Raw genomic sequence first — 25,035 nt, forward strand, 5'->3', positions numbered from 1 at the left:
CGCCCCTGATGGTGAGCGCTCAGGCGGTCGCCATCATCATGTCCTTGACGGCCATGCACGCGTCCATGCAGTCCTTGCAGGCCTGAGCGCACATCTTGCAGACCTCGCTGCTGTCGGCATGCTGCATGCACTCGTCCATGCAGGTCTGGCACATCGCGATGCAGGCGTCGAGCATCGCCATCATCGACGCGGGGGTCATGCCCTGCATCCGCATCATCGACCGCATCATGGTGTTGCACATGTCGGCGCAGTTCATGCAGGCGGGCGAGCAGTCCATCATCTGCGTCGAGCACACCGTGCACGCCTGCTCGCAGGCCGAACACGCATCCATACAGGCCTGCATGACGGACATGTCCATCATCGCCATGTCGGGCATCGACATCATGTTCGAGCGCATGGCGCCCATCATCATCGAGTCCATGTTCTACCGCTTCCTTCGTCGACCGCAGCCGAGGTGAGAGCGGGCAGGACCACCCGCCTGGGGCCAGGTTAGTCGTGTGCGGCATCCACGTCGATGCCTCGCGGACGCTGTCACGAGTGTTCGTCGTTGTCAATCCCGTGTGCAGGATTCTCCGCCCGTGCGACGGTGGAGGGACATTGATCGACTGATGAAAGGAAGAGCCCCATGAGTGGAGCAGACGACATCAAGAACGCAGCGGAGAAGGCTGGCGGAAAGATCAAGGAGGGCGTCGGAAAGGCGACCGACAACGAGAAGCTCGAAGCCGAGGGCCGCGGCGACCAGGCGAAGGCCTCCGCCAAGCAGGCCGGCGAGAACGTGAAGGACGCCGCCAAGAACGTCGGCGACAACCTGCGCGACAGCTCCAGGGACTGATCGCGGACGGAGTGAGGCCCGCCTGGGCGGGCCTCACTGCGCGGATCAGCGGGTGCGGTTGCCGGAGATCGCTCGGATCAACCAGGCGATGACCGCGATGGCCAGCAGCACCAGGCCGACCCACAGGAGGAACTGCAGGGACTGCACGAGCCCGCCGGTGATCGCCAGAATGATGGCGACGACGATGATGATGATCAGCAGGATGTTCATCGGTCTTCCCTTCTCGGGGCGCGGGGGAGGCGCCCATCTACGGTCACCCAACCTAGACCGCTAATTCTCATGCCCCGAGGGCCTTGACTCGGGCCTTCCCGCCGTGCGAGAGGAGCAGACGACATGCCAGGACGCAGGAACAACTCACTGAAGGATCCGGATCTCTACGAAGAGCTCCGCGACGACGGTGCCTCGAAGGAGAAGGCCGCCCGCATCTCGAATGCCGCCGCGCGCGACGGACGCAGCACGGTCGGGCGACGGGGCGGCGAACACGGCGACTACGAGGACTGGACCGTCGAAGAGCTGCGCACGCGCGCGAAGGAGATCGGCCTCACCGGTTACAGCCGCAAGCGCAAGGCCGAGCTCATCTCGGCACTGCGCGAGCATTAGGGCTCCGCGTAGATGGCCCGGTTCGGCGTCGAGGAGGAGTTCGTCCTCCTCGACGAGCAGACACTCGTCCCCTCGGCCATGAGCACCGAGACGCGAGAGCGGATCCTGAGCGAGGCCGGCGCCGGGGTCACCCCGGAGTATCTGACCTGCCAGCTCGAGTCGGCCACCGAGCCGTGCCTCACGCGAGCGGATGCCGAGTCGCAGCTGCGTCATACGAGAGGGCTGCTGGGCGACGTCGCCGCGGATCAGGGTTCGATCGTCGCCGCGACGGGGACCCCGTTCATCTCACCCAACCGCCTCGTGGTCTCATCTTCGGCGCACTACGACGCGGTGTCGGCCCAACTGGTCGAGATCACCCGCGAGCACGAGGTCAACGGACTGCACATCCACGTCGAGGTGCCGGAGGAGGAAGAGCGCGTCCGCGTCGTCAACCGGGTGCGCGCGTGGTTGCCTCCGCTGCTCGCCATCACCGGCAACGCCCCGTTCGCCCATGGGCGGGACTCGGGGTTCGCGAGCTGGCGCAGCATCCTGATCCGTCGCCTGCCCGCCTCATGGAGCCCCCCGCTCTTCCGCGATCTCACCGACTATCGCTCGCACGTCGAGCAGCTCGTCTCGATGGGCGCGATCGCCGAGGCCAGCTCGCTGTCGTGGACCGTTCGTCTCTCTGAGAGGTTCCCCACCGTCGAGGTTCGCGTCTTCGACGCGCAGCTGACCGTCGACGACACGCTGCTCGCGGTGGCCCTCACCCGTGCCCTGCTCGTGAGCGACGCCCTCGACGACTGCCACGGCGTCGGTGCCGATGCGATCGATGCGTCCCTCTGGACCGCCGCGAGGTATGGGACGGATGCACGGCTGGTCGACCCGGTGACCGGAGCGGTCGAGTCGGCATGGACGATCGCCGAGGGACTCCTCGAACGGCTGCGTCCGACACTCGGCCAGCTCGGCGACGAGGACTTCGTCACGGAGGGAATCGCCCGCCTCCGCGCCGACGGCACAGGGGCCGAGCGACAGCGCAGGGCGTATGCCGAGCGCTGCACGGCGGGTCTGCGCGAGCTGTATCGCGCGAGCACGACGATCACCTGATCGCCCGCACGTCCCCGGGCGGCAGTAGTGTCGGCCTGTGGCATCCTCTCGCTTCGCGCCGCTGCAGCGGCTCGTGATCTCCGTCGCCGTCCTCGCGTCGTTCGTGACCTTCCTCGACGGCACCGTGGTGACCGTCGCCCTTCCTGCGATCAGTGAGGAACTCGGCGGCGGCATCACCACTCAGCAGTGGGTGGTCGACGCGTACCTCATCACCCTCAGCGCGCTCATCCTGCTCGCGGGGTCGCTGTCGGACGCCTACGGGCGGGTGCTCGTGATGCGCATCGGGCTCATCGCCTTCGGCGTGGCATCGGTCGCGGTCGCCGCCGCGCCCGATCCCCTCATCCTGATCATCGCGCGAGCGGCGCAGGGCGCGGCCGGTGCTCTCCTCGTGCCGAGCTCGCTCGCGCTGATCACGGCCACCATGCGCGCCGATGTGCAGTCGCGGGCGATCGGCGTCTGGACCGCGTTCACCACCGCGGCACAGCTCGTCGGCCCGCTGCTCGGCGGACTCTTCGTCGACTTCCTCTCGTGGCGATTCGTCTTCCTCATCAACGTCGTGCCCATCGCCGTCACCCTCGTGCTGCTCTCGCGCCTGAAGCTGCAGGAGCATCCGAGCGGAGTGCGCGTCGACTGGCTCAGCGGCGCTCTGTGCGCGATCGGTCTCGGCGCAGTCGTGTTCGCGCTGATCGAGCAGCCGAACCTCGGCTGGCAGTCCCCCGCCATCTGGATGCCCGGCATCATCGGGGCGGGGCTCTTCGCCTGGTTCCTCGTGCGCCAGCAGCGCTCGGCATCGCCGCTCATGCCGCTCTCGCTCTTCCGCGTGCGCGACTTCGCGTGGGGCAACCTCGCCACCCTCTTCGTCTACGCCGCCCTGTCGCTGAACGGCTTCGTCGTGGGCGTCTACCTGCAGCAGGGCGCCGGTCTCACCGCCACGGCGGCCGGTCTCGCGAGCCTGCCGATGACGATCCTGATGATCCTGGTCAGCTCGCGGGCAGGCTCATGGGCCGGACGGTTCGGTCCCCGCATCTTCATGACCGTGGGCCCGCTCATCATGGCCGTCGGCGCCCTCATGCTGCTGCTCGTCGGCGAGGACTTCGACTACTGGTGGCAGGTGCTGCCGGCGATGATCGTGCTCGGCCTCGGCCTCTCGCTCACCGTGGCGCCGCTCACCTCGGCGATCCTCGGCGCCATCGACGAGTCGCGCTCGGGCATCGCCTCGGCCGTCAACAACGCCGTCTCGCGCGTCGCCGGACTGCTCGTCGTCGCGATGCTGTCGACCATCATCGGCGGCACGCTCGATCTCGCCGGCTTCCACAACGCGGCCTGGTTCACGGCCGTGCTGCTCGTGCTCGGTGGGGTCGTGTCGTGGATCGGCATCCGGCGCAATCCCGCCGATGAGGTCGAGACGCCGGCGGTCGACGGCACCCCTTCGCCGATCGGTTGACGATGTCGGTGGGCGGGCGCACACTGGGTGCACCGTCGTCCCGAGCATCCGGAGGTCCACCGTGAGCACGACCCAGAGGCCCCTTCCGCCCGTCGTCGACGCCGACACGTGGCGCGACGAGCTCGATGCGCTGCTCGTGCGGGAGAAGGCGGCGACGCGAGAGCTCGATGCGATCGCGGCGCAGCGAAGGCGACTGCCGATGGTCGAACTGCCCGAGTACACGCTCGGCGGCGCCGACGGACCGGTGCGGCTTGCCGAGATCTTCGGCGAGCACCCCCAGCTCATCGTCTACAACCACATGTGGACCGACGGCAACGACTGGCAGTGCCCAGGGTGCACGGGCTTCACCTCGCAGTTCACGCGGCTCGACTTTCTCGAGCGGTACTACGGCGCGCGCTTCGTGATCGTCACGAACGGCCCGATCGACGAGGCGCTGGCCTACCGCGAGCGGGTGGGCAATCGCATGACCTGGTTCTCGAGCTCCGACAGCACGTTCGGCACCGACATGGACGCCGGTCCGAACGAGGGCTTCGGCGTGAACGTGTTCCTCCGCGACGGCGACACCGTGTACCGCACCTGGCACACGAACGGACGCGGCACCGAGCGCATGAGCCAGCTGCAGGGTCTCGTCGATCTCCTCCCCTACGGTCGGCAGGAGGAGTGGGAGGACTCCCCGTCCGGCTGGCCCCAGCACGGCACTTACGATCAAGGGATGGGTTCGAAAGAGATCGCCGCACTGTACGGAGCCGGCAACTGAGGCGCGCGACGGTCGCGGTCACCGCCATCGCCGCGCTGGTCCTCGCCCTCTCGGGCTGCGTCACGACCATCTCCGACCCGCCTGCGCCCTTCATGCCTCCACCAGCGGGGGCAACGCCCGATTACCAGCTCGGCGGGGCGTACGACCCCGCCGACGGTGTCGGCGTCGTCGGTCGCGACCGCTCCGACGACCCCGCCGAGGGGCTGTACTCGATCTGCTACGTGAACGGATTCCAGACCCAGCCGGGCGAGCTCGGCACCTGGCCCGACGATCTCGTGCTGCAGAGCGACGGCGAGCCTGTGTTCGACCCCGACTGGCCGGATGAGGCGCTGCTCGACACCTCGACCGACGGCCGCCGCGAGCGCATCACCGAGATCGTCGGTCCGTGGATCGAGGGGTGCGCCGAATCGGGATTCGATGCGGTGGAGTTCGACAACCTCGACTCGTACACCCGCTCCGACGGTGCGCTCGCACTCGACGACAATCTCGCCCTTGCGACGTTGCTCGTCGATGTCGCGCACGACTCCGGGCTCGCCGCCGGGCAGAAGAACGCCGCCGAGGATGCACCCCTGCTGCGCGAGCGCGCCGGGTTCGATTTCGCCGTCGTCGAGGAGTGCTCCGTCTACGAGGAGTGCGGAGCCTTCGCCGACGTCTATGGCGACGCCGTGATCGACATCGAGTATGCCGACGAGCTGCCCCGGCCGTTCGCCGAGATGTGCGCCGACGACGAGGCGCCCGCATCGATGGTGCTGCGGGATCGCGACCTGGTCACGCCGGGGCACCAGGAGTACGTGTTCGAGACATGCTCCTGATCCCCTCCGGGCGACCCCCTGGGTAGGCTGACCTCGTGAGCGAGACGGGGGATCACGACGGCGCGGCGCCATCCGCCGTGCCTGCCGCAGTGCGTGCCCGAACCGTCGTTCGCGCAGCCCTCTCGCGCTGGGCGCACGCCGTCGCCGAGCTCCCCCGCTGGATCTGGCTTGCGGCTGCAGCGCTGGTCGCCATGGTCATCGTCGCCGCCGCGGTGGGCGGGCTCTCGCGCGCTGAGGCGTCGCCGACCGAGCTCGGCCCCGACGACGAGGCGCGCACCTCGATGTATGCGATCACCGTGCTCGACGCCGAGTTCACCACCGAGGTCGAGTCGGAGGGGCTCGAGGCGGAGCCCGGCGAGAAGTTCCTCGTGATGAGCACCCGGATGGAGAACCTCTCGGATGTGCCGATCCCGGTGGGCACCACCGGCGCGGACCGGGTCAGCGCCGGACTCGTCAACACCGACACTCCCCTCCTCGAGCTGAAGGGCGTCACCGCGACCGACTCGGTCGACGTGTGGCGCGCCGACGGCTCGTCTGGTGTCGTGATCTTGCAACCGGGAGTCCCCAGCCAGGTCACCTTCGCCTGGACGGTTCCCGAGGATGCGTTCCCCGACGGTGCGGTGTCGCTCGACGTCCACGAGGTGGAGGTGACGCGCGGAAGGGTCTTCATCTCATCGCGCGTCATCACCTGGAACCCTGCCTCGCTCAGCGCACGCATCACCGTCACCGCGCAGGAGGCACCATGAGACGCGCGACGCCCTGGCTGCTCGGTGCCGTGCTGGTGCTAGCCGCCGGTGCCGTGACCGCCATCACCCCCACCGACGAAGACGTGATCGGACCGATCGAGATGAGCGGATCCTTCGGCGATTCCGTCGAGTCACGCACTCTGATCGCCGCGGCGACCGATGCGACCTTCGCTGATGAGGTCGTCGTGCCGGGTGCGGACTCCGACTGGAGCGCGGACGGCAATTGGCTCGTCGTGACGGTCACCGCCTCGGCCGCACGCACCGAGGTCGACGCCGCCATAAATCTGGCGACGCTGGCCGTCGGCGACCGCGTGTTCCAGGCGAGCGAACGACCGGGCGGGTCGTTGCGGACGCAGTCGCTGCGGGCTGGAATCGACACGGTCGGCACGCTGGCCTTCGAGCTGCCCCCCGATGTCACGTCCGGTCAGGCGGAGCTGCGGCTCACCTCCTCTTATCTCACTCCCGAGCTCGACGATCGGATCGCGATCAAGATCGACCTCCATGATCTTCCCCGCACGCCGAGCGTCGAGCTCGACGACCCTGAACTGAGCGCGCCGTGAAGTGGTGGAGGAGGCAGCGGCGGGCGCTGATCGCTTTGGCGATCGCCGCCGTGGCCATGCTCGGTGCCACCGTGTGGCTCGACATCCTGCCCAGCATCCGGCCCACCGATCGCGTGATAGAGGCCGAGGAGACGGTCGACCTCGCGGGGCAGACGCTCACGCTCGGCTCCACCGAGTGGGATGAGTTCGAGACACCGGAGGGCTCCCAGACGCTCAGCGTCCGGCTGGCGTCGACCGGTGGGTCCACCGCCGACCGGTGCGGGCAGACCACGCTCACCGAGATCGATTCGGCTCGGACCTGGGTCAGCTCTCGCGACGACCTCGACGTGTCCTACGACGAGGGCGAGAGCTCATGCGTGGCCGAGCCGTCGTCGTACCGCATCCTGCTGACCTTCCTGCTTCCCGATGACGCCGACGGCCCCTTCCTCCTCGACATCGAGGGGAGCGACAACGACCTCGCCCGGTTCCGCCTCGACCCCTGAGGGCCGGGTGTCGAGACCTGAGCGGGGGCGACCGATGACGCCGTCATACGCCGTCGCGACGATCGCCACCCTCAGCGGCTCGGCCACTGCCGCGATCGCGACGGTGATGAGCGGGAAGACCCCTGCCCAGAACCACCGTTCATGGCCGCCGACGAGCAGCAGCACCCCGCGGGTTCCCGCCTGCTCGGCGAAGGCCCATGCCGCGTAGGCCAGGGCGTATGCGCCGAAGAGCAGCGGCCCGCCCCGCCAGATCACCGTGACGGCCGCCCAGAGACCCTCGAGTCGCATCACGAGCGTGCGCGCGACACTCATCACGGCGCCGCGGGCCGCTCCCCCACCCAAGCGCGAGAACGCCGGCGTCGAGTCGAAGGTCGTGCCGTAGATCACGCCGGCGACCGTGATCCAGGCGGCGGGGACGATGAGCGCGGCGACGAGGATGCCGACGAGCCAGGTCGTTCCCTCCCAGACCGCGGCGATGGGCTCGAGGTTCACGGCGAACCAGTCGCCGAAGCCCCGCAGCCAGCTGACCGCCTGGCGATCGGCGAACCAGTCGAGCACGCTCGTCCACCAGCGCGCGACGAGCGTGAAGAGCATGAAGGTCCACAGCACCTCGGCATAGGTGGCGAGGATGATGGTCCAGCGCGGCAATCGGGCGGCGAAGCGGGTGAGGAGCACACGAGCGGCGAGGGCGATCACGAGCACCGTCACGGGGAGCACGCCGATCGAGATCACTCCACCGCGGTCGCCGATCTGCGTGGCATCGTTCCCGGATTCGGACAGCGCGACGGCGAATGCGATCTGGAAGAACTCGATCTGGTCGGCGTCGAGCAGACCCCATGCGGTGTAGAAGGCGAAGAACGGCAGGATCGCCGCGAGCGTGGCTGAGCCGAATTCGCGGATGCCACCCGCATCCTCCCTCCGGCTGTGCGGCAGCGATGACCGCACCGTGAGATACATCGCGACGTACGAGACGAGACGAGCGGCGACCGCCAGCGGCAGCAGCAGCAGGCCGCCGAGCGTGGTGTGACCGCCGACGAAACCTGCGAACTCGATGAGCACGCGATGCAGAGCCTCACCCCCGAGATACCAGGCCATGAGCGCGGGCCAGTGCCGCGCGAGGATGCGCCCGAAGGTCCGGAGGGCCTGTGACATGTGCCCTACCGTACCGGTCGGCGGCGGGCGACGAACCGCCTGACAGCCGCATACTCTCCGCTGACGCGAGCGTCAACCGCATTCTGCGCCGTCGGCGCGAAGTGCATCATGTCGTCGTGAACGCATCGACACCGGCACTTCGTCGGGCCATCGCATCGGCGGCCGCGCTCCTGCTCGCGATCGGCCTGTCGGGCTGCGGCCTGACGATCCCCGCCGACCCCGACGGCACTCTGGAATCCGTGACCGGATCCGAGCTGCGGGTCGGTGTGTCGGCCGACCCCGGCCTCGCAGACACCGACCGCGAGACCCCGACCGGCAGTCTCCCCGATCTCGCGAGCGGCTTCGCCGACAGCACCGACGCGAGCATCGACTGGACCCAGGGCTCGGAGGAGACACTGGTCGGGATGCTCGAGCGCGGTGACCTCGACCTCGTGATCGGAGGTTTCACGGCAGACACCCCGTGGGTCGACAAGGCGGGAGTCACCCGCGGCTACCCCGGGATCGACGGGGCGGACGGCCGCGAGATCGTGATGCTCGTTCCCCTGGGCGAGAACGAGTTCCTGAGCGAACTCGAGCGGTACCTCGACGAGGAGGTGGGGTCGTGACGACACCGACGAGGATCGGACGGACGGAACTCCCCGACGAGCAGCGTGATGCTCTTCGTCGAGCCATCCGGTGGGAGTGGTTCACGATCGCCTACACGTCGGTCACGATCGCCGTGATCGCGCTCGTCGTCGGCAACTCGCAGGCGATGCGCACGGCGTGGATCGAGGACATGCTGTCGCTGATCCCTCAGTTCGCGTTCCTCCTCGCCCTGTTGTTCGTGCGTCGGCGTCCGACCGTGAAGCACCCCTACGGGCTGCATCGGGTGATGGGCATCGGACACCTCGTGGCAGGGGTCGCGCTCCTGGCCGTCGGGCTCAACCTGGCGATCGAAGCCGTCACCGGGCTGATCGCCGGTGAGCATCCGACCATCGGCACCGTGCAGCTCTTCGGGCAGACGATCTGGCTCGGCTGGCTCATGGTCGCCGTCATGGCCGTCGTCATCGTCGGGCCGGTGTTCTTCTACGGACCTGCCAAGTCGAAGCTGGCGCCCGTCCTGCACAACAAGCTGCTCTACGCCGACGCCGACATGGCGAAAGCCGACTGGCAGACGACGGTCGCCTCGATCGTCGGAGTGCTCGGCGTCGGCCTGGGCGTGTGGTGGCTCGACGGTGCAGCCGCTCTGGTGATCTCGCTCGGCATCATCTGGGACGGATGGCGCAACACCAAGACCGCGGTGATCGACCTGATGGACCAGCGTGCCAGGACCTATGACAGCAAGCACCCGCATCCGCTCGCCGGGGATGTGCTCTCGACCATGCGCTCGCGTCCGTGGGTGAAGGAGGCGGGGGTCCGGATGCGGGATCAGGGCCAGGTCTTCCACATCGAGGCCTTCGTCGTGCCCCACAAGGGGAAGGTGTCGCTGCGGCAGACGACCGATCTGTCGGAGCGCATCACCGACCTCGACTGGAAGGTGCAGGAGATCGTGATCGTCCCCTGCGACCGCATCCCGGACGGGGCCGACACCTCCGGACGGGAATGACGACCTCTATCGGTGGAAGGGGCACCCACTCGACTCCGGTGCTGTCGCCGACCGCACCTTGCCGCCCGAGCGGGGCTTGGTGGGCAGCCGACGCCGGTTGACATCCAGGCCGTCGTCGAGGATTCGCAGACCGGGATCGCTGAGCACCGCGATGGCTGCGGCGAGGCCGGCGATGGCGAGCTTCTCGCCGGGGCATCGATGACCGGTCGCGACGTCCGCCCCTCCGTGCGGGATGAATGCGGCGAGCGCCTCGTAGTCGTCGACGTCGCGGAAGCGCTCCGGGTCGAACTTCTGCGGCCGGGCCCAGAAGCGGTCGTCGTTGTCGGTGCCGAGGATGTCGAGCACGACGCGTCCTCCGGCATCCACCCGCTGTCCGTCGATCTCGATGTCTGCGATGGCCCAGCCGGGGAGCATCGGCACGAACGGGGACGTGCGCCTGATCTCCTGCGCGAACATGATCGACAGCGGGCCGCCGACGAGAGAACCCCGCTCGGCAGCCTCGGCGGCGATGCGCTCGCGCCAGTCCGGGCGCTCCTGCAGCTCTTTTGCGGCGAACGCGACGAAGCGCGCCACAGCGATCATCGGGCGGATGCTGTTCTGCAGCTCGACCCCCGCGACGCGGGCGGGCAGCAGCTCGCCGTCCTGGTCCCGGTGATGCGCCCACTGCTCGAGCGCCGTGCCCGGTTCGGCGCTGAGCGCGCCGTGGCGCACGGCCTCGATGAGGCGGGCCGAATGGCGGTCGGACCACCACCGATTCGCCAGGGCGGTGAGGTACTCCGGCGAGTAAGGCGACCCGAATCCATCGACGATCTGTGCCAGTCTCGCCGCCCACCGCGTCTTGGCCGCGGGCGTGCCTGGCACACCGGCCCAGCCCATGATCGCCCGCCCCAGCGCGCCGACCGCCGCGTCGTAGGCGCTGCGGGTGCCACCGTCGAGCCACGCCTGACGCTCGCTCTGCCACTCGCGCTCGAGCCAGGGCGTCAGTCGCTCGACCTGCTCGTCTTCATACGCGACCTCCACGAAGGTGGCCTTGCGATGCCTGTGCGCCGCGCCGTCGAGGCTGTGCACGGAGCCGTGGCCGAACAGGCTCTCCTGCACGATGGCCGGCATGGCCCCGGAGCGCGCGATGCGGGTCTCGTCGTAGAAGAGCTCGACACCCTCGACTCCGCGCACGAACACGGTGTCATCGCCCAGCAGACGCATCGGGGCCGACCGCGCGCCAGGTCGCACTCTGCGCCAGATCCGGGGGCCGAAGCCGTAGCCGCGGGTGAGCAGGGCGGGTGCGTCGTCGTGCGCCAGAGCGCCGAGTCGGCGGGCGGCGCGAACGGGGAGGTCGATGAGTGCCATGACTCGACGTTCGCAGAGACGAGCGTTCCGTTCCAGGGGGAGGCGCGGATGCCAGGCGTGTGCTAGCACCTCGGCTTCCCGCCCCGTCAACCCCCTGGGGAGACGGCGACGATGGAACGATCATGCAGAGACGCGAGAAGAAGGAGCCGCCATGGCGAAGAATGTCCGCACGATGAACTGCCACCCCGACGACGTGTTCCGGGTGCTGGCCGACGGCTGGCTCTACCCGGCATGGGTCGTCGGCGCCTCGCGCATGCGCGACGTCGACGAGTCCTGGCCGCAGCCCGGGGCCGAACTGCACCACTCGGTGGGCGTCTGGCCCGCACTGCTCGACGACACGACCGTAGTCGAGGAATGGGATCCGCCGCATCGCATGGTCATGCGTGCGAAGGGCTGGCCGATCGGCGAAGCCCGCGTCACCCTGCGGGTCCGCTCGTATGACGGGGGCACGATGGTGCGCATCGACGAAGAACCGGTCCGCGGGCCGGCCACCCTCGTGCCCAGCGTGCTGACCACTCCCCTGCTGCGCTGGCGCAACTCCGAGACGCTGCACCGACTGGCGTACCTCGCGGAGGGGCGCGCTCGTTGACGTAGACCCACTCATATATTGGTCATGAGCCGCGACCCTCGCGGGTGCGGAGGGAAGCGCGATGACCGATGTGACGCAGTCCGGCTGGCGACGGTTCTGGGAGCAGGGCGGCTGGTGGCGTGCACTCGTCCTCGTCGTCGTGTACTTCGTCCTGTACAACGGCCTGTCGCTGCTGTTGGCCCCGATCGCCTCGCAGATCGAAGACCCGCAGAGCGCCGAGGGCCTCCTCGTGTTCTACGTCATCCCGATCCTGGTCGGAAGCCTGCTGCTGGTCGCGTTCGCGGCATCCGTCGGCTGGCTGAAAGAGGTCTTCGCCCCGCAGCCGATCCGTGGTCGTGGCTGGATGTGGATCGCCATCGTCGTCGTGCTTCTGTTCAACGTGCTCCACTTCCTCTCGGTCGACTACGGCGCTGCCGGGTTCGAGGTCGTGGCGACATGGCTGCTGGCCGGCGTGTTCATCGGATTCGCCGAGGAGGTGCTGACCCGAGGTCTCGTGGTCAACCTGCTCCGCAAGGCGGGGCAGCGCGAGATCGCCGTCGCCGCGATCTCCTCCGCGCTGTTCGCCCTCCTGCATGCGGGCAACCTGCTCACCGGGCAGTCGCTGTTCGCCACGGCCATCCAGCTGGTCTACACGTTCGGGTTCGGCGTCTGCATGTACCTCGCGATGCGGGTGACCGGCACGATCATCGCCCCGATCCTGCTGCACGCCAGCACCGACCCGAGCATCTTCCTGTACACCGCGTACCCGGTCGACGGCGGACTCGGCGCTCTTGCGGGTCTCGGCAACCCCGCCGTGATCATCGTGGGCATCGTCCTGCTGTTCTTCATCCGCGGTCGAGTTCAGCCGAGCGCGCCCACCGCACAGTTCGACGCGACGCGCTGACGCTCACACGCCTTTCCCCTCACACCGCGGAAGGTTGCAGCACGACCTTGATGCAGCCGTCCTCCTTGCGCTGGAAGGTCTCGTAGAGCCCCGGGGCGTCTTCGAGCGGTGCGGTATGGGTCGTGAGATCCATCACGCCCAGCGGGTCGCTGAGGTCCTCGACCAGAGGCATCAGGTCGTCGATCCAGCGCTTGACGTTGCACTGGCCCATGCGGATGCTGACCTGCTTGTCGAACAGCGTCTTCATGGGCAGGATGTCGGCGTCGCCCGCATAGACGCCGCTGAGCGACACCGTGCCGCCACGGCGCACGACGTCGATCGAGGCGTACAGCGCGGCGAGGCGGTCGATGCCCGCCTTGTCGAAGACCTGTCTGGCGGCGGGGTCGGGCAGCAGGCCGACAGCGCGCTGCACCAGCTTGATCCCGGGGTTGCCGTGCGCCTCCATGCCGACCGCGTCGACGACGGCATCCGCCCCTCGTCCGTCCGTGAGGTCGCGCAGCTCCGCGACGACGTCGTCGGTCAGGTCGAAGACCTCCGCACCGTGTCGGGCTGCCATCTCGCGTCGCTCGGCGACAGGGTCCACCGCGAGCACCCGGTAACCGCGGTGGGCGCCCACGCGGGCGACGAACTGGCCGACCGGCCCCAGTCCCATCACGGCGAGCGTTCCGCCGTCTGGCACGTTCGCATACTCGACGCCCTGCCAGGCGGTCGGCAGGATGTCGCTCAAGAAGAGATAGCGCTCGTCGGGGAGATCGGAGGCGACCTTGATGTGGTTGTAGTCCGCCAGCGGAACCCGGAGGTACTCGGCCTGACCGCCGGGGACCTGCCCGTAGAGCTTCGTGTAGCCGAACAGCGAGGCGCCGCTGCCGTACTCCTTCACCTGCGTCGTCTCGCACTGGGACTGCAGGCCCCGCAGACAGAAGAAGCAATGGCCGCACGAGATGTTGAACGGCACGACGACCCGATCGCCGACCGCCAGATCTCGCACCGCATCGCCCACCTCGACGACGACGCCCATCGGTTCGTGGCCGAGGATGTCGCCCTTGTCGAGGAAGGGGCCGAGCAGTTCGTACAGGTGCAGGTCGGAGCCGCAGATCGCCGAGGAGGTGATCCGGACGATCGCATCCGTCGCGTGTTCGATGACCGGGTCGGGCACCTCCTCGACCGTCACGTTGCGCGTGCCCTGCCAGGTGAGTGCCTTCATCGTCATCCTCCTCGTTGCGTGTCGAACGGCCACCCTCCACCCGTGAGAGGCGATCCGACAGAGGGTTGACAGACGGGCGCGTCAGGCGGACGGCACGCCGAGCGGGAACCCAGGCGGCATGGATCCCGTCCACCTCCGCGGCGACGCATGGTACGTCCATCGGGCCGCCACGTCGAGGGAGGGGGTCGATCCGCTGCGGAGGCGCACAGTGGCCCCACACCCCAGCACCGACCGACGGAGGCCGACATGTATTTCCACGTTCAGGAGTTCATCAACGAGATCGCTCAGGACGAGCCGGATCCCGCGGCGGCGAACGCGCTGCAGGAAGGCCTCGGCGGACAGTTCGGCGAGATGCGCACAATGATGCAGTACCTGTTCCAGAGCATCAACTTCAGGGGACCCGACGGCAAGCCGTACAAGGACCTCATCCAGGGGATCGGCACCGAGGAGATCAGCCACGTCGAGCTCATCGGCACGACGATCTCGCGCCTGCTCGACGGATCGCCGCAGTATCAGGGAAAGCCGACCGATCCCGTCGACAAGCCCGGGGCGGGCGGCGCGACGCCCCTGAACATCGCGCTCGACACGAGCAACATCCACCACTACCTGGTCGGGGCTCAGGGCGCTCTCCCTGTCGATGCCGTCGGCAACCCGTGGTCGGGAAGCTACGTCTACAACTCGGGCAATCTCGTGCTCGACCTGCTCTACAACCTCATGCTCGAGTCGACGGGCCGCCTGCAGAAGTGCCGACTGTACGAGATGACCGACAACAAGACCGCCCGCAGCACGATCTCGTACCTGATCGTCCGCGATCAGGCGCATGAGAACGCCTATGCGAAGGCGCTCGAGACCCTCGGCGTCAACTGGCGCACGTCGCTGCCGATCCCCAAGACCAACGCCGAGCAGTTCCCCGAGGTCAAGAAGCTGCTCGACCTCGGTCTGCAGAGCAAGAACTACTCGTTCGATCTGACCGCGCAGTCCGAAGCGGGCAAGATCTTCCAGGGCGCCTCGCCGTCGAATGACGGCACCACCCTGGACGCCAGCGAGCAGGCGCCCGTCGGCGTGCCGATGACGATCTCTCCCGAGCGGCTCGAGGAGTTCTCTCCGGGTGCCGACAAGGAGCTGCGCGCACTGATCGAGGCGACCGCCGCGATGGAGATGGCCGACATCGACGCCACCTTCGGGCGTATGTCCTGAGAGACCGCCTGTGGGCCGGCGGATGCGCGGATGCGCGGCCGCCGGCCCACGATATATGGGATGCTTGTGGCACCACCGTCGATCATCCGATCGCGCCCGATCACACGGGTTCGTGGCCAACTGAGGAGGTCTTCGTGGGAAAGCTCATCTATGAGGGCAGCGTCAAGGCCGATATCGAAGACCGCGCGCTCACCCACCTGCAGCTCGTCATCACGGCCAAGCTGCGTCGAGGGGAGCCCTTCAGCTTCACCTGGCGCGAGGACATGAGCGTCGGCGGCGGCCGCACGACCGTCTGGGTGCATGCCGGAAGCTCGCTCGTCTTCAAATACAGCGGCAGCCGTCAGCCCTCGATCAACCGCGCCTGGATCGAAGCGCTCGCGTTCACGGCCAGTGCGCCGAGCGGCCTCTACCTCGTGCCCGAGCCCGCAGAGGGCGCCGCACCGCCGGCTGAGCGTCTCGACGTTCCCGCGCACGCCTGACGAAGGGGAGAATGGGGAGGTGTCCCCGAACCCCCCGCGGCGACTGCTCGCCTCCGTGCAGCGCATCCTGCACACCGATCCCTCCACCGTCGCCCACACCGAGGCGATGCCCGTCATCGACGAACGCACCGTGCCGAGGGTCCTCGATCTCGCGACCCGCATCGGCGAATCGATGTTCGGTGTCGGTGCCTCCGCTCACGAGGTGACGCTGGCCATCACCCGGGTCTGCGCTGCGTACGGCATGCGAGATGTGCAGGTCGATGTGACCTACAACTCGATCACCGTCTCATTCCACCTGAGCGGTGAGGTCTGGCCGGAGACGCTCGTGCGGGTCGTGCGGGTGGCGGCGCCCGACCACGCCAAGCTGCAGCGCGTGCAGGCCCTGGTCGCCGACATCGACGACGGCCTCGACCTCGAATCGGCCCGCACCGCCTTCCGCGTGCTGCGCCGCGTGCCGTTCCGCTACCAGCAGCCGGTCGTCATCGTGGCACGGGCACTGCTGGCGGTCGGCGTCAGCATCATGCTCGGAGCCTCGGCTCTCATCGTCGGACTCACCTTCGTCGCGGCGCTGTGCGCGGCGCTGACCCAAGCGGGTCTCGCCCGCGCCAGGGTCCCGCTGTTCTTCAGCCAGATCGCCGGAGGCTTCGTCACCACGGTGGTCGCTGTCGCCGTCTCGGCGCTGGGCTCCGCGGGGATCGAGCCGTTCGTCGGCATCCGCCCGTCGATCATCGTGGCCTCGGGCATCGTGCTGATGCTCGCCGGGCTCACCGTCGTCGGCGCCGCGCAGGACGCGATCGACGGCTTCGCGCTCACCGCGGGCGGGCGCATCCTCGACCTGACGATGCAGACGCTGGGCGTCGTGATCGGCATCCTCGTCGGCCTCGAGGTCGGCAGCGTGCTCGGATTCACGATGGGCCTGCCCGACGACCCCGCCCCGTTCGGTCCGCTGCTGAACCAGTTCCTCGGGGCGATCATCATCGCCATCGCCGTCGCCGTCTTCAACGGCGCCGGCGTCCGCATCATCCTCGTGAGCGCGCTGCTCAGCGCCGTGACCATCGCCGGATACTCCACCATGGTCGGGCTGAACCTGCATCCGGCCGCGGCGAGCGCGATCGGCGCACTGCTCGCGAGCTTCATCGGGATGCTGATCGCGGTGAAGCTGCACGTGCCGTCCGTCGCGGTCACGACGGCTGCCATCGTGCCGCTCGTGCCCGGTGTCGCGGTGTTCCAGGGGCTCCTCGAGATGATCCACTCGGCCGGGTCGGCATCAGGCGTGGTGGGCATCGGAGGGTCCCTCGTCGACGCCGTCGTCATCGGCATCGCGCTGGCCTCGGGAGCATCGCTGGGTCTGTATCTGGGCACGCCGGTGCGCGCGACCCTCAGCAGCGTCGCGAAGACGCGGGCGCGGGTCGTTCGGCGCTGAGTCGCTGACCGACGGGTCGGCCCCTCAGGTGCGCGGTCCGAGCGCGGCCGGATTCATCTCCCCGGCGGCATCGCCCTTCAACTCGACGAGGATCGTGTGAGTCGGCGTGCTTCCGATGTTCTCCCCGAAATGCCTCTGCGCCGGGAGCCACACGGCCTGCCCCGCGGACAGCGATGTGTCGAACACACGGTCTCCGGCTGAGAGCCGACGCGAGAAGTCGCTCAGAGTGACCATGACGCTGTTGGGGTGATCATGGGGCGTGGTCCGGTCGCCCGGCTCGTCGGTGTACTCGAGCACGCGGACGAACTCGTTCTCCCAGAGCGTCCGGTAATGGTCGGGATTGGTCAGGGTGGGATCGTCGGTGATCATGCGGTCACTGTACGCTCCGTGATCCCACCCCGACAGGGGCACATCATGCGCCCGAGAAGCACCCGAACTCAGGCGTCGGTGCGCACGGACTCCAGCGACGGATAGTCGGTGTATCCCTCGGCGGTGCGGCCGTAGAACAGCGCGGGGCGCGGCTCGTTGAGCTCGACATCCTGACGCCACCGCTCGACCAGGTCGGGGTTGGCGATGGCGGGGCGGCCGACCGCCACGGCATCCGCCCACTCTTCTGCGACGAGGGTCTCGGCCTCGTCACGGGTCGTCACCGAAGCGAAACCGGAGTTGATGATGAGGGGCGCGCCGAGGGTGCGGCGGATGCGCTGCACGAGTTCGCTCGTCGGAGCGGCGTTGAGGATGTCGACGAAGGCGAGACCGAGGGGCGCGAGCCCTTCGGCGACGGCGAGGTAGGTGGCGAGTGCATCGTCGTCGTCCTCTTCGAGGACGCCCTGGATGTTGTGCTGCGGCGACAGACGGATGCCGGTGCGGTCGGCGCCGACGGCCTCGACGACCGCAGTGGTGACCTCGATCGCGAAGCGGGCGCGGTTCTCGGGTGATCCGCCGTACTGGTCGTCGCGGATGTTCGACACCGGCGAGAGGAACTCCTGCACGAGGTAGCCGTTGGCTCCGTGCACCTCGACGCCGTCGAAGCCCGCGGCGATCGCGTTGCGCGCCGCCTGAGCGAACTGCTCGACGACCTCGGGGATCTCGTCGAGGGTCAGAGCGTGGGCGACTGGCATGTCGACCTTGCCCTCAGGAGTGTGGGTCTGGCCGGGAGCGGCGAGTGCGCTCGGGGCCACGACGCGCGGCTCACCCGAGATCGCAGGATGCGAGACGCGCCCGCCGTGCATCAGCTGCATGACGATGGTGCCGCCCGCTTCGTGCACGGCGTCGGCGACGGGCCGCCAGCCGGCGATCTGCTCGGTCGTGACGATGCCGGGCTGTCCGGAGTACGACCTGCCCTCGGCCGCCGGCCACGTCCCCTCCGAGATGATGAGGCCCTGACCCGCCCGCTGGCGGTAGTACTCGACCATCGTCTCGGTCGGCACGCCGTCATCATCTGCACGCGTGCGGGTGAGAGGCGCCATGACGACGCGGTTGGACAACTGGAGGGCGCCGAAGACGGCCGGTTCGAAGAGAGTCACGCTCAGGGGTAAGGCGCGCGAGGGGTGCGGTATTCCCCCGCCGCGATATGCAGGCCGGATGCTCAGCCTGCTGCGCCGCCGTACATCTCGCCCACCGGAACCGCCACCGGCAGCACGTTGCCCGGCTGCGCGAGGGGGCACGCCCACGCGGGGTCGTACGCGCAGGACGGGTTGTAGGCGAAGTTGAAGTCGAGCACGATCGTGCCGCGCTCGGCATCCGATCCGAGGTCCGCACCCTTGATCGTGTCGATCAGGTAGCGGCCTCCCCCGTACGTGCCGCCCGGACGGCCTGCGAGCGCGTCGCGCACCGGGACGAAGATCCCACCGCCGTAGGTCGTCAGCCGCCAGACGTCGAGCGATCCGGTGTCGGGGATCTCGACCCTTCCGATGCGCTCGAACGGCACCACGCCGTCGGTGCCGGTCGCGAAGTCGAAGCCGCCGGGCTCCGCGGGCAGGATGGGCAGCTCGAAGCGCCACTGCGGGTCGTAGGAGGCGATCGGCAGCCCCTCGAAGAGCGGGCGGTCGTCAGCCAGCAGCGGGGTCGCCGCGTGATGCAGCATCAGGTCGTCGCGCTCGATGCGCCACAGCTCGTGCGCCTCTTCGGCGGAGTCCGCGCGTCGCACCGCGTCGTAGAGGGCGAAGACCCGGCGCCTCCAGTCGACGACCTCGACGGCGGTGCGGGCTTTCGTGAGCGTCATGTCCTTCAGGCTACGCGGATACGGTGGCGCAGCGGCCGCGACGACCTGCGACGCGGCCGATTCACGAATCCGTGTCGCGCGGCAGCACGGTGAGCACGCGCTCTATGTGGTCGCGGAACTCGACCAGGTAGTCGCGAAGGAACTTCGCCGTGCCCTCGTTCGTGACCGTGCCGTCATCCGAGAAGGTGTCGGGCGAGAACTGGATGTAGGCCTCGGGGGCGGTCATCTGGCGGGCGTTGCAGAAGCTGAGGACGCCACGCAGGCTCTGCTGCGCGACCGCCGTGCCGATCGCACCGACCGATGCTCCGATCACCGCGGCGGGGATGTGGTCGAAAGAGTTCTGCCCCCATGGCCGAGAGGCCCAGTCGATCGCGTTCTTGAGGCCGCCGGGGATCGAGCGGTTGTACTCCGGGGTGACGAAGAGCACGGCATCCGCCGAGGCGATCGACTCCTTGAGATCCACCGCCACCGCGGGGTAGTCGGAGTCGTAGTCCTGACTGTAGAGAGGGAGGTCTCGGATCGGGATCTCGAAGAACTCGAGATCAGACGGAGCGAGCTTGATCAGCGCCGTCGCGAGGATGCGGTTGATCGAGGTGGACGAGAGGCTTCCGACGAAGTATCCGACCCTGTATGCCATGACTGTTCCTCATTCCCGTAGTGGTGGAATCAGTCTCGTCCGGGTGTGGTCGCCGAGTCCAGCCCTTCCGCGGGGAGAGCGCCCTCGACGTCGGTCAGTCGCCGAACGCGGCGAGCAGCTCGGCGAAGTGATCGAGGTCCTCGGCCGACCAGCGGCGCAGCCGCTCCCCGAGCCGTTCCTCATAGCGCGAGCGAGCCAGGGCGACCCGTTCCTGCGCGAGCTCGGTCGCGACGAGCACCCGCGCCCGGCGATCGTCAGGATCCGGGACGCTCTCGACCAGACCGAGCTGCTCGAGCTGCCGCACGTGCCGGCTCACGGCCGACTTGTCGGTCTGCAGGCGCTCGATGATGGCACCGGCAGAAGTCGCCTTGCCCGTCGCGATCGAGGTCAGCACCTGGTATCCGAGGGGTTGAAGGTCGGGGTGCACGGTCGTCGCCGCCTCGCGCCAGCTCACTCGGATGCGGGCGAAGAGCCTCCCCAGCTCGTGCTCGACCCTCGAGATCGCGTGGTCGAGCTCGACCGGATCGAGGGGCTCGGCACCTGCGGGATCAGCGGCGGGCGCGCCCTCTCGGGCGGGTTCGTCGGGCGAGGCACTCATGGTCGCCAGCTTACGGCGAAGCCCCGCCGTCTCAGAGACGGCGGGGCTTCGATCGATGCGCACTCTCGGGCCCGGATCAGACCTCGGCCAGCAGACGGAAGACCTTGGATGCCGCCTGGATCTCGTCCGGTGTGAGCTCGGCCACGACGGTCCGCAGCCGCGAGGCGTGGTCTCGCCGCAGCTCGACCAGCGCGGCGCAGGCGGCCGGTGTCGGCGTCAGCACGCGCAGACGGCCGTCTCGCTGGTCGGGCCGGGACTCGATCAGTCCGAGCTCCTCGAGCATCCGCACCTGGCGGCTGATGACCGACTTGTCCATCTCGAAGCGTTCGGCCAGCTCGTGCGCGTTCGCCGACTCGGCCCGTTCGATGAAGGTCAGCAGCTTGTACCCGCCCACCTGCAGCTCGGGGTCGATGCGCGCCGCCGACTCCTTCCAGAGCGTCCTGGTCCTCGCGAAGATGAGGTTCAGATGCGTCTGAAGGTCGCCGAGCGCGGTGTCGACGTCGGCGGACTCGACCGCCACGGGGGTGGCCATGTCAGCGCCTCGGCTCCTGGTCGTCTCGCTCGAGCACGGTCACCGATCCGGTGGACGGCGACGCGGAGTCGACGCCCGAGAGTCGGATCGCTCCGGTCGACATCGTGGCGCCGACCTCGGCTTCGGAGACCTCGAGAACGGACTCCTCCGCCTGCTCGCGCAGCTGCTCGGCGGCGTTCTTCGTCGACAGCGGCTTGTTCTTGATGAACGCGATCGCGAGGATGGCGATCACCGCGAGCGGGATGGCGATGATGAACGCGTCGGCGATGCCGTGGCCGTAGGCGCCCTCGACGATCGTGCGGATCGTGTCGGGGAGCTGCGTGACCTTCGGCACGTCACCCGAGGCGAGGTGCTTCAGCGCGTCGACCTCTTCGGGCGTCGTCGGCGCGAAGCCGTCGAGCGCATCGGTGATGTAGTTCGCGACGCTCGTCGAGAGGGTCGCGCCCATGACGGTCACGCCGATGGTGCCCGCGATCGTGCGGAAGAAGTTGACGTTCGACGAGGCCGCACCCAGCTGCTGCGGAGCGGTGTCGTTCTGCACGATGAGGGTGAGGTTCTGCATGACCATGCCGAGGCCTGCGCCGAGCACGAACATGTAGACCGCGACCAGCGGGAACGGCGTGTCGTAGCGCAGCGTCGACATCAGGCTGACGCCGACCGTGGTCAGCACGGAGCCCGTGAGCATCCAGCCCTTCCACTTGCCGAACCGGCTGACGAGCTGGCCGATGATGATCGACGCACCCATCTGGCCGATGATCATCGGGATCGTCATGAGTCCCGACTCGGTGGGTGTGGCACCGCGCGCGAGCTGGAAGTACTGGGCGAGGAACACCGAGGTCGCGAACATCGAGACGCCGATGGCGATGGAGGCGATGACCGACAGCGTGAAGGTGCGGTTGCGGAACAGCGACATCGGCACGATCGGTTCCTTGACGAAGAACTCGACGGCGATGAAGCCGGCGATCGCGACACCGGCGATGACGGCGAGGATGATGCTGGTCGACGAGTCCCAATCGAACTCGCTGCCCCCCATCGAGACCCAGATGAGCAGGGTCGAGACGCCGACGGCGAGCAGGACGATGCCGAAGTAGTCGATCGAGACCTTGCGGTCGCGCTGAGGCTTGGGCAGGTGCAGCGTGAACTGCAGGAGCACGAGGGCCAGGATCGCGAAGGGCACGCCGACGAAGAAGTTGGAGCGCCAGCCCCACACGTCGGTGAGGAGCCCGCCGAGCAGCGGGCCGCCGATCGTGCCGAGGGCCATGATGCCGCCGACGACACCCATGTACTTGCCGCGCTCGCGCGGCGAGATGATGAGGGCGACCGCGATCATGACGAGCGACATCAGTCCGCCCACGCCGATGCCCTGGATCACGCGCACGGCGATGAGCATGTTCGTGTCGGTCGAGAAGCCGGCGATCACGGTGCCGACGGTGAAGATGATGAGAGACAGCTGCACGAGGATCTTGCGATCAACGAGGTCGGCGAGCTTGCCCCAGATGGGCGTCGAGACGGCGGTCGCCAGAAGGCTGGCCGTGATGACCCAGGTGTACTGCGACTGGGTGCCGCCGAGGTCGGCGATGATGACGGGCATCGAGGTCGACACCACGGTGCCCGAGAGCACGGCGACGAACATGCCGACGACGAGGCCGGAGATCGCGGTGAAGACCTCGCGAGGCGAGCGTGGCGCCTCGGCTGAAGAGGTGTGAGAGATGTTGGTCACAGTGGAGAGCTCCTGTGTAGAAAGTTGATAAGAGTCAACTATACGCCTATTGGTTGCGAAAGTGCAACTGTAGACCGGAAGCAACCATCTGGGACGGGAGGGGACGTCAGCCTCGGGTCGCGTCGCTCGCGGGCTCGGCGCTGCGCTGCCGCGTCGACCATGAGGCGAGCAGCGCGAGGCGCTCGGCCGAGGGCGAGCCCGGTTCGGCCGAATAGACCAGCAGCACGTTGCCCGGTTCGGCCGTGATGGCGAGCTCTTCGTACGCGAGCGTCAGCTCTCCGACGAGCGGATGGTGGAACCGCTTCGTGCCGGCGCCGTGGATACGCACATCGTGCGCCGCCCACAGCCGCCGGAACGTCGCGCTGCGGGTCGACAGCTCGCCCACGAGATCCTGCAGGCCCTTGTCGTGGGGATCGCGCCCGGCTTCGGCGCGCATGATCGCGACGCACATCTCGGCGAAGAGATCCCAATCCGGATAGAACTCCCGCGCCGCCGGGTCGAGGAACTGGAAGCGGGCGAGATTCGGGGTGCGCCCGCCGTCGCCGATCACCGGCGAGTAGAACGCGCGGGCGAGGTCGTTCGTGGCGACCAGGTTCTGACGGGGGTCGCGGACGAACGCGATCGCGTCGGTGATCGACGCCAGCGCCCACTCCAGGCTGGGGCGGGTGGCACCGGGCTTCGACGTGCGCCGCCGAGAGCGGCCACTCGAAGGGATGCCGTCGGCCGCACGGGCGAGATCGAGAAGGTGCGCCCGTTCGGCCTCATCGAGCTGAAGAGCCGACGCTAGGGAGTCGAGCACGGCCGCCGAGGCTCCCGCGATCGCGCCCCGCTCGAGCTTGGCGTAGTACTCCACGCTGACGCCGGCGAGAGCCGCCGCCTCGCTGCGTCGCAATCCCTCGACTCGTCGGTTCGTGCCGGGCGCGATGCCGACCGACTCCGGCGTGACGCGCGCGCGGCGGGTCATGAGGAACTCGCGGACCTCGGATCTGTTGTCCATGCTCAGGACGCTACCCCGCACCGACGCGTTGAGGGAGGCACTCGCAGTACACCCCTCGACAGGGACTCCCTCTCGCGCCGCGGGAGGTGCAGGCTGGACACCATGAGCACAGACACCATGCGCGCCGTCATCATGCACGCCCCCGGAGACGTCCGCGTCGACCGGATCGCCAGGCCCACCATCGTCGAGCCCACGGATGCGATCATCCGGGTCAGTGCCGCCTGCATCTGCGGATCGGACCTCTGGCCGTACCGCGGCATCGAGCCGGTGAACAGCCCCACGCCCATGGGCCACGAGTACATCGGGGTCGTCGAGCAGATCGGCGACGAGGTCCACGACATCAAGGTCGGCGACTTCGTCGTGGGGTCGTTCGTCGCCTCCGACAACACGTGCGAGATCTGCCAGGCCGGCTTCCAGTCGCGGTGCATCCACCAGGTCATGATGGGCGGCGTCGGCACGCAGTCCGACTACGCGCGCATCCCCCTCGCCGACGGCACGCTCGTCGCGGTCGAGGGCGATCCGACCCCGGCGCAGACCCGCAGCCTGCTGGCGGCATCCGATGTTCTCGGCACGGGCTGGTTCGCCGCCGTCGCCGCCGAGGCGGGGCCGGGCAAGACCGTGGCGGTCGTCGGAGACGGGGCCGTCGGACTGCTCGCCATCCTCGCCGCCAAGCAGCTCGGTGCCGAGCGCATCATCGCGATGTCACGTCACGCCGATCGCCAGGCTCTCGCGACGAAGTTCGGGGCAACCGACATCGTCGAGGAGCGCGGCGATGCCGGCGTCGCGAAGATCAAGGAGCTCACCGGCGGCTACGGCGCGCACTCCACGGTCGAGGCCGTCGGCACGCAGGAGTCGATGATGCAGGCGATCCACGCCACGCGTCCGGGCGGTCACGTCGGCTACGTCGGCGTCAGCCACGGCGTCGAGCTCGACGGACTCGACCTGTTCTTCTCGACCGTCAGCCTGCTGGGCGGCCCTGCGCCCGTGCGCCGCTTCCTCCCCGAGTTGATCGACCTCATCATGACCGACCAGATCGATCCGGGCATCGTCTTCGACCTGACGCTGCCCATCGAGCAGGCGGCCGAGGGATACGAGGCCATGGACGAGCGTCGCGCCACCAAGGTGCTGCTCACCACCGACTGAACCCGTCCT

29 protein-coding genes are annotated in these 25,035 nt (G+C 68.5%); 16 read left to right on the forward strand and 13 right to left on the reverse strand.

Annotated elements, in window-relative coordinates; genetic code table 11:
* Positions 1-19: 19 nt before the first annotated feature.
* Positions 20-412 (reverse strand): hypothetical protein, encoded by a 393-nt coding sequence (locus ACZ0AA_RS09785; RefSeq protein ID WP_400866456.1) that lies wholly within the window; start codon positions 410-412, stop codon positions 20-22.
* A gap of 213 nt (positions 413-625) precedes the next feature.
* On the opposite strand from ACZ0AA_RS09785, the gene ACZ0AA_RS09790 reads away from it, so the two are divergent.
* A complete protein-coding gene (locus ACZ0AA_RS09790; protein WP_079113471.1) occupies positions 626-832 on the forward strand; it encodes a CsbD family protein in 207 nt (68 codons plus the stop codon).
* Positions 833-877: 45 nt separating this feature from the next.
* Here ACZ0AA_RS09790 and ACZ0AA_RS09795 read toward each other — a convergent pair whose 3' ends face one another.
* Positions 878-1,042 carry a hypothetical protein gene (locus ACZ0AA_RS09795; RefSeq protein WP_164481676.1) on the reverse strand — a complete coding sequence of 55 codons (165 nt, stop codon included), beginning with the start codon at positions 1,040-1,042 and terminating at the stop codon, positions 878-880.
* A 123-nt stretch (positions 1,043-1,165) separates the two neighbouring features.
* Between ACZ0AA_RS09795 and ACZ0AA_RS09800 the strand changes: the two genes are divergently transcribed.
* The 7 genes from ACZ0AA_RS09800 (at position 1,166) to ACZ0AA_RS09830 (ending at position 6,834) form a co-directional block, all read left to right on the forward strand.
* Positions 1,166-1,432: a DUF7218 family protein gene (locus tag ACZ0AA_RS09800; protein WP_463512809.1), complete on the forward strand. Its 267-nt coding sequence runs from the start codon at positions 1,166-1,168 to the stop codon at positions 1,430-1,432.
* A gap of 12 nt (positions 1,433-1,444) precedes the next feature.
* On the forward strand, positions 1,445-2,515 hold the full coding sequence (locus ACZ0AA_RS09805) for a carboxylate-amine ligase (protein WP_463512810.1): 1,071 nt from the start codon (positions 1,445-1,447) through the stop codon (positions 2,513-2,515).
* A gap of 37 nt (positions 2,516-2,552) precedes the next feature.
* Positions 2,553-3,959: an MFS transporter gene (locus tag ACZ0AA_RS09810; protein ID WP_463512811.1), complete on the forward strand. Its 1,407-nt coding sequence runs from the start codon at positions 2,553-2,555 to the stop codon at positions 3,957-3,959.
* A gap of 61 nt (positions 3,960-4,020) precedes the next feature.
* The gene (locus tag ACZ0AA_RS09815) at positions 4,021-4,716 is read left to right on the forward strand and encodes a DUF899 family protein (RefSeq protein WP_463512812.1); all 696 of its coding nucleotides are present in this window, start codon (positions 4,021-4,023) and stop codon (positions 4,714-4,716) included.
* A gap of 92 nt (positions 4,717-4,808) precedes the next feature.
* Entirely contained in the window at positions 4,809-5,528 is a 720-nt protein-coding gene (locus ACZ0AA_RS09820; RefSeq protein WP_463512813.1) for an endo alpha-1,4 polygalactosaminidase, read from the forward strand.
* A gap of 35 nt (positions 5,529-5,563) precedes the next feature.
* Positions 5,564-6,274, forward strand: coding sequence for a hypothetical protein (locus tag ACZ0AA_RS09825; protein WP_463512814.1), 711 nt, complete (start codon positions 5,564-5,566; stop codon positions 6,272-6,274).
* Positions 6,271-6,834: a hypothetical protein gene (locus ACZ0AA_RS09830; RefSeq protein ID WP_463512815.1), complete on the forward strand. Its 564-nt coding sequence runs from the start codon at positions 6,271-6,273 to the stop codon at positions 6,832-6,834. Before ACZ0AA_RS09825 ends, ACZ0AA_RS09830 begins: the two co-directional genes overlap by 4 nt.
* Positions 6,835-7,184: 350 nt before the next feature.
* On the opposite strand, the gene ACZ0AA_RS09835 is transcribed toward ACZ0AA_RS09830, so the two are convergent.
* On the reverse strand, positions 7,185-8,468 hold the full coding sequence (locus ACZ0AA_RS09835) for a hypothetical protein (protein ID WP_463512816.1): 1,284 nt from the start codon (positions 8,466-8,468) through the stop codon (positions 7,185-7,187).
* A gap of 116 nt (positions 8,469-8,584) precedes the next feature.
* Here ACZ0AA_RS09835 and ACZ0AA_RS09840 point away from each other — a divergent pair, with 116 nt between their 5' ends.
* Positions 8,585-9,073, forward strand: a complete 489-nt coding sequence (locus ACZ0AA_RS09840; protein WP_463512817.1) for a hypothetical protein — start codon at positions 8,585-8,587, stop codon at positions 9,071-9,073.
* Positions 9,070-10,053: a cation efflux transmembrane domain-containing protein gene (locus ACZ0AA_RS09845; protein WP_463512818.1), complete on the forward strand. Its 984-nt coding sequence runs from the start codon at positions 9,070-9,072 to the stop codon at positions 10,051-10,053. The genes ACZ0AA_RS09840 and ACZ0AA_RS09845 overlap by 4 nt, the downstream gene beginning before the upstream one ends.
* 6 nt (positions 10,054-10,059) lie before the next feature.
* Here the strand turns inward: ACZ0AA_RS09845 and ACZ0AA_RS09850 are convergent, their stop codons facing one another.
* Positions 10,060-11,400 (reverse strand): cytochrome P450, encoded by a 1,341-nt coding sequence (locus ACZ0AA_RS09850; RefSeq protein ID WP_463512819.1) that lies wholly within the window; start codon positions 11,398-11,400, stop codon positions 10,060-10,062.
* A gap of 151 nt (positions 11,401-11,551) precedes the next feature.
* On the opposite strand from ACZ0AA_RS09850, the gene ACZ0AA_RS09855 reads away from it, so the two are divergent.
* Both ACZ0AA_RS09855 and ACZ0AA_RS09860 read left to right on the forward strand, forming a co-directional pair.
* A complete protein-coding gene (locus ACZ0AA_RS09855; RefSeq protein ID WP_463512820.1) occupies positions 11,552-11,989 on the forward strand; it encodes an SRPBCC family protein in 438 nt (145 codons plus the stop codon).
* A gap of 61 nt (positions 11,990-12,050) precedes the next feature.
* Positions 12,051-12,872, forward strand: coding sequence for a lysostaphin resistance A-like protein (locus tag ACZ0AA_RS09860; RefSeq protein WP_463512821.1), 822 nt, complete (start codon positions 12,051-12,053; stop codon positions 12,870-12,872).
* Positions 12,873-12,891: 19 nt separating this feature from the next.
* Here ACZ0AA_RS09860 and ACZ0AA_RS09865 read toward each other — a convergent pair whose 3' ends face one another.
* Complete coding sequence (locus tag ACZ0AA_RS09865) at positions 12,892-14,076, reverse strand: zinc-dependent alcohol dehydrogenase (RefSeq protein WP_463512822.1); 1,185 nt, start codon at positions 14,074-14,076, stop codon at positions 12,892-12,894.
* Between the two features lie 246 nt (positions 14,077-14,322).
* Here ACZ0AA_RS09865 and ACZ0AA_RS09870 point away from each other — a divergent pair, with 246 nt between their 5' ends.
* From ACZ0AA_RS09870 to ACZ0AA_RS09880, 3 genes are all read left to right on the forward strand, one after another.
* Positions 14,323-15,273: a manganese catalase family protein gene (locus ACZ0AA_RS09870; RefSeq protein WP_042540031.1), complete on the forward strand. Its 951-nt coding sequence runs from the start codon at positions 14,323-14,325 to the stop codon at positions 15,271-15,273.
* A gap of 134 nt (positions 15,274-15,407) precedes the next feature.
* A complete protein-coding gene (locus ACZ0AA_RS09875) occupies positions 15,408-15,752 on the forward strand; it encodes a DUF7882 family protein (RefSeq protein ID WP_400866503.1) in 345 nt (114 codons plus the stop codon).
* A gap of 19 nt (positions 15,753-15,771) precedes the next feature.
* Positions 15,772-17,175, forward strand: a complete 1,404-nt coding sequence (locus ACZ0AA_RS09880) for a threonine/serine exporter family protein (protein ID WP_400866506.1) — start codon at positions 15,772-15,774, stop codon at positions 17,173-17,175.
* A 24-nt stretch (positions 17,176-17,199) separates the two neighbouring features.
* Here the strand turns inward: ACZ0AA_RS09880 and ACZ0AA_RS09885 are convergent, their stop codons facing one another.
* From ACZ0AA_RS09885 to ACZ0AA_RS09920, 8 genes are all read right to left on the reverse strand, one after another.
* A complete protein-coding gene (locus tag ACZ0AA_RS09885) occupies positions 17,200-17,544 on the reverse strand; it encodes a cupin domain-containing protein (RefSeq protein ID WP_463512823.1) in 345 nt (114 codons plus the stop codon).
* Between the two features lie 68 nt (positions 17,545-17,612).
* Complete coding sequence (locus ACZ0AA_RS09890; protein ID WP_463512824.1) at positions 17,613-18,701, reverse strand: alkene reductase; 1,089 nt, start codon at positions 18,699-18,701, stop codon at positions 17,613-17,615.
* A 62-nt stretch (positions 18,702-18,763) separates the two neighbouring features.
* Positions 18,764-19,399 (reverse strand): DUF1684 domain-containing protein, encoded by a 636-nt coding sequence (locus ACZ0AA_RS09895; RefSeq protein ID WP_463512825.1) that lies wholly within the window; start codon positions 19,397-19,399, stop codon positions 18,764-18,766.
* A 61-nt stretch (positions 19,400-19,460) separates the two neighbouring features.
* Positions 19,461-20,036: an NADPH-dependent FMN reductase gene (locus ACZ0AA_RS09900; RefSeq protein WP_400866518.1), complete on the reverse strand. Its 576-nt coding sequence runs from the start codon at positions 20,034-20,036 to the stop codon at positions 19,461-19,463.
* 94 nt (positions 20,037-20,130) lie between these two features.
* The gene (locus ACZ0AA_RS09905) at positions 20,131-20,634 is read right to left on the reverse strand and encodes a MarR family winged helix-turn-helix transcriptional regulator (protein WP_463512826.1); all 504 of its coding nucleotides are present in this window, start codon (positions 20,632-20,634) and stop codon (positions 20,131-20,133) included.
* A gap of 76 nt (positions 20,635-20,710) precedes the next feature.
* On the reverse strand, positions 20,711-21,166 hold the full coding sequence (locus ACZ0AA_RS09910) for a MarR family winged helix-turn-helix transcriptional regulator (protein WP_400866524.1): 456 nt from the start codon (positions 21,164-21,166) through the stop codon (positions 20,711-20,713).
* A gap of 1 nt (position 21,167) precedes the next feature.
* Complete coding sequence (locus tag ACZ0AA_RS09915; RefSeq protein WP_400866527.1) at positions 21,168-22,886, reverse strand: MFS transporter; 1,719 nt, start codon at positions 22,884-22,886, stop codon at positions 21,168-21,170.
* A 106-nt stretch (positions 22,887-22,992) separates the two neighbouring features.
* Complete coding sequence (locus ACZ0AA_RS09920) at positions 22,993-23,883, reverse strand: helix-turn-helix transcriptional regulator (protein WP_463512827.1); 891 nt, start codon at positions 23,881-23,883, stop codon at positions 22,993-22,995.
* Between the two features lie 117 nt (positions 23,884-24,000).
* On the opposite strand from ACZ0AA_RS09920, the gene ACZ0AA_RS09925 reads away from it, so the two are divergent.
* Positions 24,001-25,026 (forward strand): zinc-dependent alcohol dehydrogenase family protein, encoded by a 1,026-nt coding sequence (locus ACZ0AA_RS09925; RefSeq protein ID WP_463513836.1) that lies wholly within the window; start codon positions 24,001-24,003, stop codon positions 25,024-25,026.
* The last annotated feature ends 9 nt before the right edge of the window (positions 25,027-25,035 follow it).

It is taken from the genome of Microbacterium sp. AC035 (genome assembly GCF_979258485.1).

Coding starts and splice junctions, on each gene's coding strand:
- ACZ0AA_RS09885 (WP_463512823.1), bottom strand. CDS start 17,544: ATGATCACCGACGATCCCACCCTGACCAATCCCGACCATTACCGGACG.
- ACZ0AA_RS09790 (WP_079113471.1), top strand. CDS start 626: ATGAGTGGAGCAGACGACATCAAGAACGCAGCGGAGAAGGCTGGCGGA.
- ACZ0AA_RS09920 (WP_463512827.1), bottom strand. CDS start 23,883: ATGGACAACAGATCCGAGGTCCGCGAGTTCCTCATGACCCGCCGCGCG.
- ACZ0AA_RS09835 (WP_463512816.1), bottom strand. CDS start 8,468: ATGTCACAGGCCCTCCGGACCTTCGGGCGCATCCTCGCGCGGCACTGG.
- ACZ0AA_RS09925 (WP_463513836.1), top strand. CDS start 24,001: ATGCGCGCCGTCATCATGCACGCCCCCGGAGACGTCCGCGTCGACCGG.
- ACZ0AA_RS09805 (WP_463512810.1), top strand. CDS start 1,445: ATGGCCCGGTTCGGCGTCGAGGAGGAGTTCGTCCTCCTCGACGAGCAG.
- ACZ0AA_RS09820 (WP_463512813.1), top strand. CDS start 4,809: ATGCCTCCACCAGCGGGGGCAACGCCCGATTACCAGCTCGGCGGGGCG.
- ACZ0AA_RS09910 (WP_400866524.1), bottom strand. CDS start 21,166: ATGGCCACCCCCGTGGCGGTCGAGTCCGCCGACGTCGACACCGCGCTC.
- ACZ0AA_RS09870 (WP_042540031.1), top strand. CDS start 14,323: ATGTATTTCCACGTTCAGGAGTTCATCAACGAGATCGCTCAGGACGAG.
- ACZ0AA_RS09860 (WP_463512821.1), top strand. CDS start 12,051: ATGACCGATGTGACGCAGTCCGGCTGGCGACGGTTCTGGGAGCAGGGC.
- ACZ0AA_RS09865 (WP_463512822.1), bottom strand. CDS start 14,076: ATGAAGGCACTCACCTGGCAGGGCACGCGCAACGTGACGGTCGAGGAG.
- ACZ0AA_RS09895 (WP_463512825.1), bottom strand. CDS start 19,399: ATGACGCTCACGAAAGCCCGCACCGCCGTCGAGGTCGTCGACTGGAGG.
- ACZ0AA_RS09855 (WP_463512820.1), top strand. CDS start 11,552: ATGGCGAAGAATGTCCGCACGATGAACTGCCACCCCGACGACGTGTTC.
- ACZ0AA_RS09900 (WP_400866518.1), bottom strand. CDS start 20,036: ATGGCATACAGGGTCGGATACTTCGTCGGAAGCCTCTCGTCCACCTCG.
- ACZ0AA_RS09800 (WP_463512809.1), top strand. CDS start 1,166: ATGCCAGGACGCAGGAACAACTCACTGAAGGATCCGGATCTCTACGAA.
- ACZ0AA_RS09905 (WP_463512826.1), bottom strand. CDS start 20,634: ATGAGTGCCTCGCCCGACGAACCCGCCCGAGAGGGCGCGCCCGCCGCT.
- ACZ0AA_RS09830 (WP_463512815.1), top strand. CDS start 6,271: ATGAGACGCGCGACGCCCTGGCTGCTCGGTGCCGTGCTGGTGCTAGCC.
- ACZ0AA_RS09850 (WP_463512819.1), bottom strand. CDS start 11,400: ATGGCACTCATCGACCTCCCCGTTCGCGCCGCCCGCCGACTCGGCGCT.
- ACZ0AA_RS09795 (WP_164481676.1), bottom strand. CDS start 1,042: ATGAACATCCTGCTGATCATCATCATCGTCGTCGCCATCATTCTGGCG.
- ACZ0AA_RS09785 (WP_400866456.1), bottom strand. CDS start 412: ATGATGATGGGCGCCATGCGCTCGAACATGATGTCGATGCCCGACATG.